We start from the raw sequence: 12737 nt of genomic DNA, 5'->3' as shown, positions 1-12737 counted from the left end.
GCATCCGTGCTCGGTTGGCTGAACCGTAGGTCCGCTTTTCCCGTTTCCCTTGAGGTGGGACGCGGTAACGATACGCGGATCTTGGATTGTGCCGCAGGACGAGGGAGAAACGGTGACTGTCAGCGAACGCCCCGTCGCAGTACCGCCGGTCGACGAGCCGGCCGTCGGAATGGTCGTACAGTTCGGCCTGCTGGCGGCACTCGCGGCCGGCGTCGGGCTCGGCCCCGCGGGATGGCTGCTCGGTTCGGCGTACGCCCTGACCACCTGGCTGCTGCTCAGCCACGCCCTGCGCCGGTCCGGCCGGTACGTGCTGGGACCGGCCAACCAGGTGACGTTGGCCCGGGCGACCCTGGTCGGCGGCGTCGCGGCACTGGTGGCCGACTCGTTCCGGGGGGACACCCCCATCGCGGTGCTGGTGACCCTGGCCACCGTCGCGCTGGCGTTGGACGCGGTCGACGGGCAGGTGGCCCGGCGTACCGGGTCGACGTCCGCGCTCGGCGCCCGCTTCGACATGGAGGTCGACGCCTTCCTCATCCTGGTGCTGAGCGCCTTCGTCGCGACGTCCCTGGGCGCCTGGGTGCTCGCGATCGGTGCCCTGCGCTACGTCTTCGTCGTGGCGGCCCTGGTGCTGCCGTGGCTGCGCGCCGCCCTGCCGCCCCGGTTCTCCCGGAAGACCGTCGCCGCGCTCCAGGGCATCATGCTGGTGGTCGCCGTCAGCGGGATCCTGCCCCGGCCGCTGGCGATCGCGTGGGTCGCACTGGCGCTGGCCATGCTCGTCTGGTCCTTCGCCCGCGACGTGAGCTGGCTCTGGCGGGCCCGACCCCGGCCCGTCGGGCGGGAGAAGATCCAGGACCTGCCCCGGCCCGCCCCGGCTGCGGTACGGAGCTGAGCCGGCCCCGGCACGATCGAGGAGACTTCCCGCCGCGCGGCCGGACCGGGAACGCCGTGCTGCTACCCCCGGCGGGGCGAGTGCCGGATCATGCAGGATGTGACGGTGAGCGGTCAGGGCGCGGATTCGTCGCCCGAACAGGTGGTACGGCGCCTGGCGGCGCGGAACGTACGGATGGTTGCCCTGAGTTGGGTCGACAACGCGGGCATCAGCCGGGCCAAGGCCGTGCCGCTGGGCCGCCTGTCCCAGGTCGCGCGCTCCGGAGTCGGCGTGTCGCCGGTCTTCGACGCATTTCTGGTCGACGACTCGCGGGTGCAGGTCGACGGGCTCGGCGGACCGGACGGTGATCTTCGACTGCTGCCGGACCTGAGCCGGGCGACGCCGCTGGCGGGTCAGCCGGGCTGGGCCTGGGCGCCGGCCGACCGGTACGGGCTGGACGGACAGCGGTACCCGGGCTGCGACCGATGGTTCGCCACCCGGATGGTGCGGGCGGCGGCCGAGCGGGGGCTGAGCCTGCGGATGGGCTTCGAGACGGAGTGGACCGTCGAGCCGGATCCCGCGGCCGTGACGGGACCGGCCCGGGTGGGCGCCGGACCGGGGTTCGGAATGGCCCGGTTGGTGGACGCCGGACCGTACCTGCTCGACGTCTCGGATGCGCTCCTCGCGCAGGAGGTCGACCTGCTCCAGATTCATTCCGAGTACGAGTTGGGGCAGTTCGAGGTGTCCACCGGTGCCGAGGACCCGCTCGGCGCCGCCGACGTCGCGGTACTGGTCCGGCACACGCTGCGCGCGGTGTCCCGCAATCACGGTCTGCGTGCCTCGTTCGCACCGATGACCACCCTGTCCGGCGCGGGCAACGGCGGCCACCTGCACCTGAGCGTGCACCGTGATGGTCAGAACCTGTTCCAGGGTGGTCAGGGGCCGCGTGGCATGACGGCGCCGGGCGAGGCGTTCCTCGCCGGGGTGCTGGCGGCACTGCCCGCGCTGACCGCGATCGGCTGCCCGACGCCCGCGAGCTATCTGCGGCTGGTGCCGTCGCAGTGGGCCGGCGCGTACCAGTGCTGGGGCTGGGAGAACCGGGAGGCGGCGGTCCGCTTCGTCACCGGGATGCCACAGGAACGGGCCGAGGCCGCGAACGCCGAGGTCAAGTGCTTCGATCTGGCGGCCAACCCGTACCTGGTGGTGGGGTCGGTCATCGCCGCCGGCCTCGCCGGGTACGACGCGGCCGGACAGTTGCCGCCGGAGTATCTGGGTGATCCGGCACGCGCCGATCCGGCGGAGTTGGCGCGGCTGGGGGTACGGCGGCTGCCGGGCAGCCTCGACGAGGCCGTTCGGCAGTTCGAGTCGTCCACACTGCTGCGCGCGGCGTTGGGAGACCCGCTGTTCGACGCGCTACTCGCGGTCCGACGCGGCGAGAGCCGGCGGTTCGCGGATCGGACCGCCGACGAGATCGTCGAAGCCACCCGCTGGCGGTACTGAGTCGACGAGGGCCGTCCAACCCTTTGCGCTGGATCGAACGCCTACGGCATTCTGAGCCTGTGAAGAGGGTGGCCCATGCAGATGTCTGACTACATTGCGGTCGCGGCCGTAGCGTTCTCCCTGGTCGCGGGCCTGTTGGCCTACCGCGTCTCGGCGAAGAGCCACAAGACTGCGTCGTACCACTCGGGAACCGACCTGTTCCTGCAGCTCGACCTGGTGTTCATCGAACATCCGCACGTCCGGCCCTACTTCTACTCCGGCAAACCGCTGAGCGAGGACGACCCGCACTTCCATCAGGTGCAGGCCGTCGCCGAACTGATGCTGGACGTCTTCGAGTGGATCTGGCACCGCCGCGAGGGCATCACCAACGTCGACCGGAAGGCGTGGTCCGCGTACGTCGGTCAGATGTTCGCGCTCAGCCCGGTGCTACGCCAGTACCACCTTGACCACCTGGCCTGGCATCCCACCATCACCGACCTGTACTTCGCCCAGGGCGAGTTCGCGGGGATACCGATGAACACCGAGCCGCCACCGATCGAGATCGCGCCCGGCACGCCGACCTCGGTGCAACCGGATCCCGGACCCAAAGGGGAGTGATCGGACCATGCCCGCAGGTGTCGCCGGATCGGGGCTGCGCCTCACGGCCGACGTCGTCGGTGCCATCGCCGCCGACGGGTTCCTGCTGGTCGACGGCGACGACTTCCGGATGGACGCGGCCTGCGCCACCGCCCTGGAGGAGTTCACCCGGACGTGGCGCGACCTGCCGCCGGACCGGTACCTGCCCGACGGCGCCTCCTACCGCCGGCGCCGGCACGCCCGGTTCCTGCTCGACACCGACGGTGGCCGGCTGCGACGGGTGCCTGGTGCCGGATACTTCCAGACCGCCACGGTGAACCCCCTGGTCGGCGGAATCGTCCGGAGGTTCGATCCGTTCTCCGACGAGCAGGCCGACAACCTCTTCATGCACTCGATCATCCGGTGCAACGCCGAGTTGTTCGCTGCCTGCTCCCGCACCGTGCCGACCACGTGGGAGATCGACGCCCACCAGATCCGGGTCACCGCCGGCGCGGGAACCGTCGGCCGGCCCTCCCCCGAAGGTAGGCACCGGGACGGCTTCGACTTCATCGCCCTGCACCACGTCGCCCGGAGGAACGTGACCGGTGGCCGCACCGAGATCTTCGACAACGACGGCGTGCTCCTGGCACGCCGCGTCCTGTGCGACCGGCTCGACAGCGTGTACGCCGACGACGCGCGCGTCCTGCACGACGTCACCCCGGTCGCCCTCGGTCCCGACGGGCCCGACGGGCATCGCGACATGCTGCTGATGAGCTTCACCGCGCGAGGGGGGAAGTGATCCGTCGGCACGGCACGGGGCCCCGGAGGTACGGCCGCACGGCGCCCCGGGGCGCGTCCGGCACCACCCGGGCCCCTGCGGTCCGAGCAGTGGTGCCAGCTCCGCCTAAACTGTCGACATGAGCGCGACGACCGTGATCAGCGGCTCGGGGAACGCCGCCTCGTACGGTCACCTCTGCTGGTCCTACGACGATCCGGTGGACTTCGACCGGCGGGCCCGGGAGTTTCTCGCCGAGGGGATCGCGGCCGGCGAGCGGGTCTGGTTCGTCAGCACAGAACAGCCACGGAACGCCACGGAAAAAATGCGCAAAGTCACCAGCCTGGCGACGGCACTCGACCGGGGAACGGCCCGGGCCGTCCCGCTGGCCTCGACGTACGGTGGCGACACCGTCGACCCCGCCGCCCAGGTGGCCGTCTACGAGGCCGCCACCGAGCGGGCCCTGGCGACCGGCCACAGCGGGCTCCGGGTGGTGGCCGACGCCACGTCGCTGGTACGTACCCCGGCGCGACGGGCCGCCTTCGCCCGGTACGAGCACCTGATCGACCGGTACATGCGGGTTCGGCCGTTGTCGGCCATGTGCGGCTACGACCGGCGGGAGCTGGGTGACGAGGCGGTCGCGGAACTGGCGTGTATGCATCCGGAGAACAATGCCGACCAGGCCCTGTTCCGGCTGCACGCCTGTGACCCCGACGAGGGCGCCGCCGCCCTGGCCGGCGAACTGGACAAGTTCAACCTCGAACTCTTCTCGAGGGCTCTGGACCGCGCCGACCTCCGCCCCGTCGACGGCGAACTGGTGCTGTCAGCGGCCGACCTGCGGTTCATCGACCATCACTGCCTGACCCGGTTGCGGGACCACGCCCACCGGCTCGGCGCGACCGCGGTCCTGCGCACCTCGCGGTCCACGGCCGCCCGCCTCGTCGAGCTGTTGGCCCTGTCCGGCATCCGGGTGGAGGCGGCACGATGAGAACAGGCGCGGCCGCCGGCCACGAGGGCTACTACCACGAGGCCGTCTGTTACCGCTCCGACGCGGAACTGCTCGCCGTGGCGGTGCCCTTCCTGCTCGGCGGGGTCGCCGCGGGAGAGCCGACCGTGGTGTCCTTCGGAGCGCGGAACGAGGCACTGGTCCGGGCGGCACTTCCGGCCGACGCACCTGTCACGTTCCTGACCGGTGGCGACATGTACGCCCGACCGGCGGTCGCGATCAAGGCGTACCGGCAACTGCTCGCCGAGCACGTCGCCGACGGCGCGCGGCAGATCCGGATCATCGGCGAGGTGCCGCGCGTCGCGCTCGGCCCGACCTGGGACTGGTGGGCCCGGTACGAATCGGCGATCAACCAGGTGTACGACGAGTTCCCGCTGTGGAGCATGTGCGCCTACGACACCCGGATCACGCCCGCGCCGGTGCTCAGCGACATCATGCGGACCCATCCGCAGGTCGCCACGGCGGACGGTCGACACGTGCCGAGCGACACCTACACCGATCCCACCGCGTACCTGACCGAGACGCGTACGCTGCCGCCCGATCCGCTCCAGTGGACCGAGCCGGTGATCGAGCTGACCGATCCCACCCCGGCGCAGGCCCGTCATGCCGTGTACGGCGCCGATCGGGGCGGCCTGTCGATCGACGACGTCGAAGACCTGGTCGTCGCGGTCAGCGAGACGGTGACCAACGCACTCCGGTACGGGCGCCCACCGGTCCGGCTCCGCCTCTGGGCCGGCGAGGACCGCATCACCGTCACCGTCACCGATGGCGGTACCGGGCCGAAGGACCCGTTCGCCGGCCTGGTCCCGGCCAGCAACGGCTCCTCGGGTGGTCTCGGCCTGTGGATCACCTATCAGTCCTGTGGTCACGTGGCCCTGCACCGTGGCCCGGACAGTTTCACCGTCCGGCTGACCGCCGGAAACCCGCACTTCACCGTCTGATCCGGCCGGTCCGGGCCGCGTTCCCGCATTACCTACCAGTGTCTCCGCCGTCCCCGTACGCACAACGGCGAAGAGGCCATTGACATTCAGGATCATCTCTATAGATTCGATGGGTTGGTTGGCATGCCGCCGGTGACCCGATTCTCGGCCGGCATGTGCTGACCCGACAAAGGGGGCCTGTCGATGAGCGCACCGTCGGCGAACGACGTCCGGGACGAGCCGGAGGGACAGCCGGAGGCCGATGCGCCGCCGTCGCCCCCACCGACCCGATCGGGCGGAGAGGACGCGACGGGGGCGACGCTGGAGCTGGTCCTGATCGCGGCCGGCCTGGTTCTACTGGCGGTCACGCCCAAACCTCCGATGATGGGCGACGGTCTCGCCCGGTACTGGGCGCTGATCCAGCTCCTCGAACAGCACCAGGTGCCGGAGATGCCGTACTCGCTGATCGGTCCGCTGTTCGCCACCCCGCTCTGGGTCATCGGCCGCTGGTACGGCAACACGCAGCTCGTGCTCGTGCAGTACAACCTGCTGCTCTTCGCGCTCGGTCTGGCGGCGATCCACGGCCTGCTCCGCGGCCGGATGGATCCGCGACTGCTCCGCCGGTTCCTGCTGCTCCTGGTCGCCGGCAGCATGATCGCCGCGCACGTGCAGGACTTCTACGGCGAGGTCTTCACCGCGATGACCGTCGGCGTCGGGCTGCTCGCCGCGACACTGTCGGGAACCAGCCGATGGACCCGGCTCGCCGGCTGGGTCGCGGTGGTCCTCGGCGTCGCCAACACGCCCCCGACCCTCGTGGCGCTCGGGCTCGTCGTCGCCGTGCTCTGCTTCCGCGAGCGCCGGATCCGCTACCTGTCGGTGCTGCTGGCCGCCGCGATACTGATCGCCGGCGAGGCGTGGCTGCGGTTCGGCGATCCGCTGCACGGCTCCTACGCGGGCAGCAGCGGCGGCGAGACGATCATGCCGTACTCCGGCGAGCCCGGCTTCTCCTATCCCTTTCCGCTCGGGGTGGCGGCCATCCTCTTCTCCTTCGGCAAGGGCCTGCTCTGGTTCACTCCCGGACTCTTCCTTCCGGTACGGCGGCGGCTGCGGGAGGAGGTCGATCCGGACGGTGCCGACATCCGGTCGATCTGCCTGCTCTGGACGGTCTTCGTGGCCGGCCTGGTGCTGGTGTACGCGCCCTGGTGGAGCTGGTACGGCGGCATGTACTGGGGGCCACGGTTCTTCCTCTTCGCCATCCTGCCGGCCTCCCTGGCGCTGGCCGTCTGTCTACAGGCCGAGCGGGCCGGAGTCTGGGCGCTGCTCGGCACCCTCGCCGCCGTACTGCTCTCGGTGTGGGGTGCGGCCAACAGCCTGGTGTACGGGCACCTGTGGCCACTGGTCTGCTACGAGAACAACTGGCGCCTGGAGGCGCTCTGCCACTTCACCCCGGAGTACAGCCCACTGTGGGTGCCGTTCGTGGAGACCCCGACCCTGACCGGGCTGCAACGCGCCTCCCTCGCCGGCTACACGCTGGTGCTGCTCTGGCTCGCCGCGCCACTGCTCGCCCGGCTCGCCCACCGGACGAGCACGGCGGTACGCGGGCAGCGACACCTGCTGGCCTGGCGCGACTGGCACTGGTAGCGCGACTGGCACTGGTAGCGCGAACTGGCACTGGTGGCCGGCGGTTCCACCGGGGGCGCGCTCGTGCCGTTCCCGGCCCGCTAATGTTCGATCGGTTCGATCGGTTGGATCGAGGGATCGCAGAGGCGGCATCCGGCCTCCCCCTCGTACAGGTCGTGTTCGGGGCAGCGGGTCAGCAAGGCGGGTGCCGGAGCCGTCCGCCAGTCGCCCCAGCGGGGAGCGTCGACCGGCGCGGGCGTGAACGCGACCACCATCTCCCGGTATCTCGCGAGCTGACCGGCGATGGCGGGAGGGTCGTAGCGGAGCCGGTGCCAGCCGTGGCGCCCGAGTGCCGTGTCGATGACCCGGAGGAGAAACTCCTTCTCCGCAGGCCAGTCGACCGTCCAGGGAATCTCGCCCAGGTCGAAGCCGGCGAACCCCTGCGAGTAGCGGTGACCGTCGGCGAACAGCAGGACGAGGTTCTGCTGCCACGGCGTCTCGGCGACGTGGCAGCCCGCCAGCGTGAGCACGTCGAAGAACACGTCCGTACCGCCGTTGGAGAGGTAGAGGTCGCCGGGTCCAGCCGATTCCGCGTACGCGGTGAAGCGGTTGCCCACGCCCGCATCATCGCACCGCCGGCCCCGCCCCGGGGGAAGCGGGGCGGGGCCGGCTGTCCGGCTGCCGGGGTGTTCAGCGGTGGTCTGCCAGCCAGCGCCTGATGTCGGCCAGGACGGCCGCGTCGGGTTCGCCGTACGGGCCGGTGAACTTGGAGGTGGTGTTCATGGCGTGTCCCACCCCCGGGTAGGTGATGACCGTGTGGTCCGTGCGCCCCGCCCGGGCGATGGCCGCGTCCGCGACCAGCGCCGAGCGCGCCGGGGTCTGGACGTCGTTCTCGCCGTTCAGCAGCAGCGTGGGGCCGTCGAACCGGGGCAGATCCTCCGTCACGTCGTTGAACCGGTCGATGTCCACGAGGTAGGCGCTGATGTCCGGCGGGATGTCCTTGGCGTTCGGGTAGTTGTCGATGCCGCTCTCCGCCCGCAGGACCGGCCCGACCTCCGCGTCGATGGCGAGCCTGCCGTCGCGGTTGCGGTCGGTCGCCGGGTTCAGCGTGGCCCCGGAGAACAGCACCTTCCGGTAGTACGGAACAAGTTCGGCCGGCTGTCCGACGAGCCCGTCCACCGACTCCCGGGCGGTGAGCTGTCCATCGCCGTTGACGTCGAACTCCTCGTGCAGTTGGGCGAGCCGGACACCGAAGAGCTGGTAGGTGATCAGCTCGCGGATGTTCGAGCCGACCACGCCCATCGCGATCACCCCGGCCGGCTCGGGGATGCCGGTGGCGGCGGGTCTCGCGGCGAGGTTGCTGGCCACCTGCGTTCCCTCGCTGTGGCCGAGCAGGAAGATCCGGGAAGGGTCGACCCTGGGCAGCGTGGCCGCGAAGCGGACGACCGACGCCGCGTCGCGGAGGATCTGCTCGTACGGCTCGGGGGGATTGAGTTGTGCGACGTCGTCGGTCAGCACCGGCCCGACGTCGGTCACGCCGCGTTTGTTGAAGCGCAGGACGGCGTAGCCCTCCCGGTTGATTGCCTGGGCCACGGGCTTGAAGATGGCGCCGGCACCGTCGGGCAGGGTCTGGTCCATGTCGTTGTCACCGCTGCCGTGCAGGAGCACCACCAGCGGCAGCCGCCGGTCCGCCCCCCGCGGGTACGTCAACTCGCCCTTCGACGTCCAGTTCTTCTCCATTCTGATCGAGACGGGCTCGCGGACGATCCCGGACCAGCCCGTCGCAACCTCCGCCCCGTGCCGGCCGGGCGCCTGTGCCTGGGCCACCGGCATGCCGACGGCGAGTACTGCGGCGGCCACCGACACCACCCCGACGGTTCGGCCCCATGGCGTGCGTCGGCGGGCGGAACGATCCAGCTTGGACATTGTCGACTCCCTCCGGTCGGGCCCGGCGCCAACCGCGCCGGATCCCTTTCCGTGACGCCCGCCTTCCCGCCGGGCGGGACGTCCTTCGATGTCCAAAACGGTATGGACCGGGAGGGTGCCGACCAATCCCGGCTACTACCCAGGTGGTGTACAGCCAGCGGTACTCCGGCCGTACGGCTGGCCGTAACCGAGGCCCGACACGGTCAAGGGCACGCAGCCGGTCGGCTGCGTGCCCTTGACCGTGTCGGATACCGGCCCGGGGCCGGGCAGGTTCGCCCGGACCCGGGGTTCGTCGGTCAGCTGCGGGTGCTCCACTGCTGGTTCGCGCCGCCGTTGCAGGACCAGAGGATGATCTTCGTCCCGTTGGCGGAGGCGGCGCCGTTGGCGTCGATGCACAGCCCGGACTGGGCATTCGTGAGGGTGCCGCTGGCGTTGAGATTCCATTGCTGGTTGAGTCCGCCGTGGCAGTCCCAGATGATGACCGTGGTGCCGTTGGTCGTGCCCGCACCGTTCGCGTCCAGGCACTTGTTGCCGTACACGGTCAGCTGCTTGCTCGCGGTGTGGGTCCAGCGCTGGTTCGTGCTGCCGGAGCAGTCCCACAGCTGCATCTGGGTGCCGTTGGTCGTCGTGCTGCCGGGCACCTCGATGCACCGGCCCGACTGGCCGCCCACGAGCTGTACGTTCTGCAGGCCCCCACCTCCGCCGTTGCTCTGCTGCCGGACGATCGACTTGGACTCGGCCGACCGGTTGCCCTGCGCGTCGAGGACGAAGAGCCGGTACTCACCCGCCGAGGTGGGCACGGCGATGGAGGTGGCGGTGCCGCTGGCGCTGGTCATCGTCGGCCCGGCGGCGAAGGTGGTCGTACCGGAGGGAGCCAACCAGATCGTCCTGGTCGCGTCGCCGGTGCTGCGGACCGGAACCGACGCCGTACCGGTGCTGACGAACGTGCTGGCCGGCAGGACGTAGTCCGGCAGGGAGAGATTGCTCGCCGGGATGATGTCCCGGAAGGAGTCCTCAAGTCCGGAGTTCGCGGCGATACCGTAGGCGACCGCCGGCCAGACATAGTCGGAGGAGACCAGGATGTCGTGGACCGTGCTGTTGGGCAGGTTCTTGTTGGAGACCTTGTTGATCGGGCCGTAGATCTGCGTGAGGCTCAGGTCGTGCTTGCGTCCGAAGTCGTCGGAGTTGATGAGCCAGGTGATGTTCTTGTCCACGCTCAGGACGTTGTCCCGGAAGGTGATGTACGCCGAGCCCTCGTCCGGATGAAGTCCGTACTTGTGCCCGGACGGAACGCCCTGCAGGTAGTTGTTGGTGATCATGGTCCCGGGCTGGCTGCCCAACGTGTAGATGGGGGCCGTGTCACTGAGGCGCTGCACCGTGTCGATGATGTGGTTGTAGCTGATGTTGTTGTTCTTCGCCGTCGTGGTGGGCCGGTTGGGTGCGATCGAGCCCGACGACCCGTCGAAGTTCCACCATCCCCAACCGAGGGTTATTCCGGACCACGGGGCCTTCTCGATCCGGTTGCGCTGCACGGTGAGGGTGTCGACGAAGTACGCCGAGATGGGGCTGTGCCCGTTGAACAGGACCGCGCTGTCGTAGATGTAGTTGTTCTTGATCTCGATGTTCTTGGGTAGGCCCTCGACCTGGGTGGAGAACTTCTCCCGGTTGGTCGAGGTGTAGTCCCCGATGTAGACGTGCTGGGGGTGGCCCACGGTGATGGCCGATCCGGCGACGTCATTGGTGTAGTTCCCGATCAACTGCGTGTTCTGCACGTCGTTGATCATGTTGATCCCGTCGGCACCGGTGTGCTGGACCCGGTTGCGCTGCAGGACGATGGCGTCGGCGTTCTGTACCTGGATGATGCCCGGGGTGACGTCGACGTTGCGGTAGTAGTAGACGTGGAAGTTTCCCTTCGCGTACGCCTGCGCACCCAGATTGCCCTGTTGCGCCTGCTTGAACGCGGAGCCGGCGACGTTGAACAGGTTCCAGTCGGAGTGCTGCACCGTGAGGCCGGAGACCGTGATGTTGCGGGCGTGGCTGCTCGTCGAGGTGCCGGCGATCCGCAGCAGCGTGGTGACGTTGTTCGGTGCGAACACCCTCGCGGTCGACAGGTTCTCGCTGCTGGACTTGTAGTAGTACAGCGTCCGGCTGGACTTGTCGAAGAAGAACTCACCCGCCGTGTCCAGGAACTCGTAGGCGTTCATGAGCTTGTGGCTGCCGCCGATCTGGGCGTTGCCGTTATACGCACCCTGGGCGATGGCCGCACCCGGTTGCTGGAACAGCGCCACACGGTTCGCGCCATCACTACTCGTGGTCACCTGCCGGACGGCCACCATGGCCGTGGTCCAGGTCGTCCCCGTCTCGATCTCGATATCGTCCTGGTTGCGGGCGATGGCGGGAAAGTCGGAGAGGCTGTACTTGGCGCCGTCGCACTGCGACCCTGATTCCCAGGCCCACGCGGCCTGCCCGGCGGTGATGTTGTACGTGCCGTAGCACCCCGCCGAACTGATCGTCTTCGAGGCCATGTACGCCCGCTTGTCGTTGACATAGAGCGCACGTAACTTGTTGGCACGGTCGAGCGGCGCCTTCCAGATGTTGCCGCTGTGCTGGGTCCAGCCGGTCACCTGGACACCGCCGTCGAAGACCGGCGTCTCGTTGGGGTAGGCCGCATAGATGACCCGGTAGCCGTTGGTGCCGGAGTCACCCGACCCGAGCTCGATCGTGCTGCTCACCGGATAATTCCCACCGCGGAAGTACACGTTGATGTCGCCCGTCATGTTCGCGTTCACCGTGCGAACGACGTCCCGCGCGCGCTGTAGTGTCCGAAATGGTGAGGTGATGGTTCCCGGGTTGGCATCGTCGCCATCCGGAGCAACGTAGTAGGTCGCCTGGACCGCGGCCGAAGCCGGCATCTGGTTTGTGACGACGGCCGACAACACGGCGGAGACGAGCACCGCGAGTGCCAGCAACGCCCTTCCAGCGATAAAAACTGCTGACTTCACGTACTGTTCCTTTCATTCACCGCCGACAACTGTGTTCGATGGACAAATCGTCTCCATCACGCGCCGGCCGCCTGCGGCACGGATGGTGACTTTCGAAGGCCGGTGGTGAACACTTGCTGTTCGACCACACCTTGCCGGTAGCTACGAAAGTCTGTCGTGACCCGGCGGGCTCGGCGCAGGCCGAGCCCGCCGGTTCAGTTCCCTTCGATTCCGGTCAGGAAGATCCGGGCCGGAACCGGGTCATGCCGTCAGCGTTGCAGCGTGAGCAGACCCGGCCGGTACGGCAGCAGACCGTAGTCGCCACCGGAACTGGGAGACCGCCCCTGGTAGAGCAACTGCAGGTTGCAGGCGTCGACCGTCATGGTCTGGTCGGCGTTGCTCCGGATCAACTCGCCGTGGCTGATGTCGTTGGTCCAGGTCGCACCACTGTTGGCCTTACCCGCGAACGGGTTGCTCTCGCTCGTCGCCTGCGGCGTCCACGAACCACCCAGACTCGAGGACGTGAACGACCGGAAGTAACGACCCTGCGAACCGATCGCCTCGACGATCATCAGGTACTGGTTCT

Annotated in this window: 11 protein-coding genes; 7 read left to right on the top strand and 4 right to left on the bottom strand. The window is 69.1% G+C overall.

Going from position 1 to position 12737, the window contains the following annotated elements; all coding sequences use genetic code 11:
• Positions 1-112 precede the first annotated feature (112 nt).
• The 7 genes from I0C86_RS31055 to I0C86_RS31025 all read left to right on the top strand — a co-directional run bounded on the left by I0C86_RS31055 (position 113) and on the right by I0C86_RS31025 (position 7265).
• Complete coding sequence (locus I0C86_RS31055) at positions 113-889, top strand: CDP-alcohol phosphatidyltransferase family protein (RefSeq protein ID WP_323373958.1); 777 nt, start codon at positions 113-115, stop codon at positions 887-889.
• Positions 890-994: 105 nt separating this feature from the next.
• A complete protein-coding gene (locus I0C86_RS31050; RefSeq protein WP_323373957.1) occupies positions 995-2368 on the top strand; it encodes a glutamine synthetase family protein in 1374 nt (457 codons plus the stop codon).
• Positions 2369-2449: 81 nt separating this feature from the next.
• Positions 2450-2965, top strand: a complete 516-nt coding sequence (locus I0C86_RS31045) for a hypothetical protein (protein WP_196204870.1) — start codon at positions 2450-2452, stop codon at positions 2963-2965.
• A 7-nt stretch (positions 2966-2972) separates the two neighbouring features.
• Positions 2973-3722, top strand: coding sequence for a 2OG-Fe dioxygenase family protein (locus tag I0C86_RS31040; RefSeq protein WP_196204869.1), 750 nt, complete (start codon positions 2973-2975; stop codon positions 3720-3722).
• 118 nt (positions 3723-3840) lie between these two features.
• Complete coding sequence (locus I0C86_RS31035) at positions 3841-4686, top strand: MEDS domain-containing protein (RefSeq protein ID WP_230395083.1); 846 nt, start codon at positions 3841-3843, stop codon at positions 4684-4686.
• The gene (locus I0C86_RS31030) at positions 4683-5645 is read left to right on the top strand and encodes an anti-sigma factor RsbA family regulatory protein (protein WP_196204868.1); all 963 of its coding nucleotides are present in this window, start codon (positions 4683-4685) and stop codon (positions 5643-5645) included. Before I0C86_RS31035 ends, I0C86_RS31030 begins: the two co-directional genes overlap by 4 nt.
• A gap of 183 nt (positions 5646-5828) precedes the next feature.
• On the top strand, positions 5829-7265 hold the full coding sequence (locus I0C86_RS31025) for a hypothetical protein (RefSeq protein WP_196204867.1): 1437 nt from the start codon (positions 5829-5831) through the stop codon (positions 7263-7265).
• Positions 7266-7345: 80 nt separating this feature from the next.
• Here the strand turns inward: I0C86_RS31025 and I0C86_RS31020 are convergent, their stop codons facing one another.
• The 4 genes from I0C86_RS31020 to I0C86_RS31005 form a co-directional block, all read right to left on the bottom strand.
• Positions 7346-7861, bottom strand: a complete 516-nt coding sequence (locus I0C86_RS31020) for a hypothetical protein (protein WP_196204866.1) — start codon at positions 7859-7861, stop codon at positions 7346-7348.
• 73 nt (positions 7862-7934) lie between these two features.
• Positions 7935-9170: an alpha/beta hydrolase family protein gene (locus I0C86_RS31015; RefSeq protein WP_196204865.1), complete on the bottom strand. Its 1236-nt coding sequence runs from the start codon at positions 9168-9170 to the stop codon at positions 7935-7937.
• 296 nt (positions 9171-9466) lie between these two features.
• Complete coding sequence (locus tag I0C86_RS31010) at positions 9467-11947, bottom strand: RICIN domain-containing protein (protein ID WP_230395082.1); 2481 nt, start codon at positions 11945-11947, stop codon at positions 9467-9469.
• A 473-nt stretch (positions 11948-12420) separates the two neighbouring features.
• On the bottom strand, positions 12421-12737 hold a 317-nt coding region (locus I0C86_RS31005; protein WP_255527842.1), incomplete at its 5' end, for a non-reducing end alpha-L-arabinofuranosidase family hydrolase.

The sequence above is a fragment of the Plantactinospora alkalitolerans genome (genome assembly GCF_015690345.1).
GTDB classification, from domain to species: Bacteria; Actinomycetota; Actinomycetes; order Mycobacteriales; family Micromonosporaceae; genus Plantactinospora; species Plantactinospora alkalitolerans.
Note: the sequence above shows the minus strand (reverse complement) of the source record. Positions and strands in the feature narration are given on the sequence as shown.

Bases quoted from the DNA above. Each gene is read 5' to 3' on its own strand.
- I0C86_RS31010 (WP_230395082.1), bottom strand. From the start codon at position 11,947: ATGACGGGCGACATCAACGTGTACTTCCGCGGTGGGAATTATCCGGTG.
- I0C86_RS31035 (WP_230395083.1), top strand. From the start codon at position 3,841: ATGAGCGCGACGACCGTGATCAGCGGCTCGGGGAACGCCGCCTCGTAC.
- I0C86_RS31025 (WP_196204867.1), top strand. From the start codon at position 5,829: ATGAGCGCACCGTCGGCGAACGACGTCCGGGACGAGCCGGAGGGACAG.
- I0C86_RS31015 (WP_196204865.1), bottom strand. From the start codon at position 9,170: ATGTCCAAGCTGGATCGTTCCGCCCGCCGACGCACGCCATGGGGCCGA.
- I0C86_RS31045 (WP_196204870.1), top strand. From the start codon at position 2,450: ATGTCTGACTACATTGCGGTCGCGGCCGTAGCGTTCTCCCTGGTCGCG.
- I0C86_RS31030 (WP_196204868.1), top strand. From the start codon at position 4,683: ATGAGAACAGGCGCGGCCGCCGGCCACGAGGGCTACTACCACGAGGCC.
- I0C86_RS31040 (WP_196204869.1), top strand. From the start codon at position 2,973: ATGCCCGCAGGTGTCGCCGGATCGGGGCTGCGCCTCACGGCCGACGTC.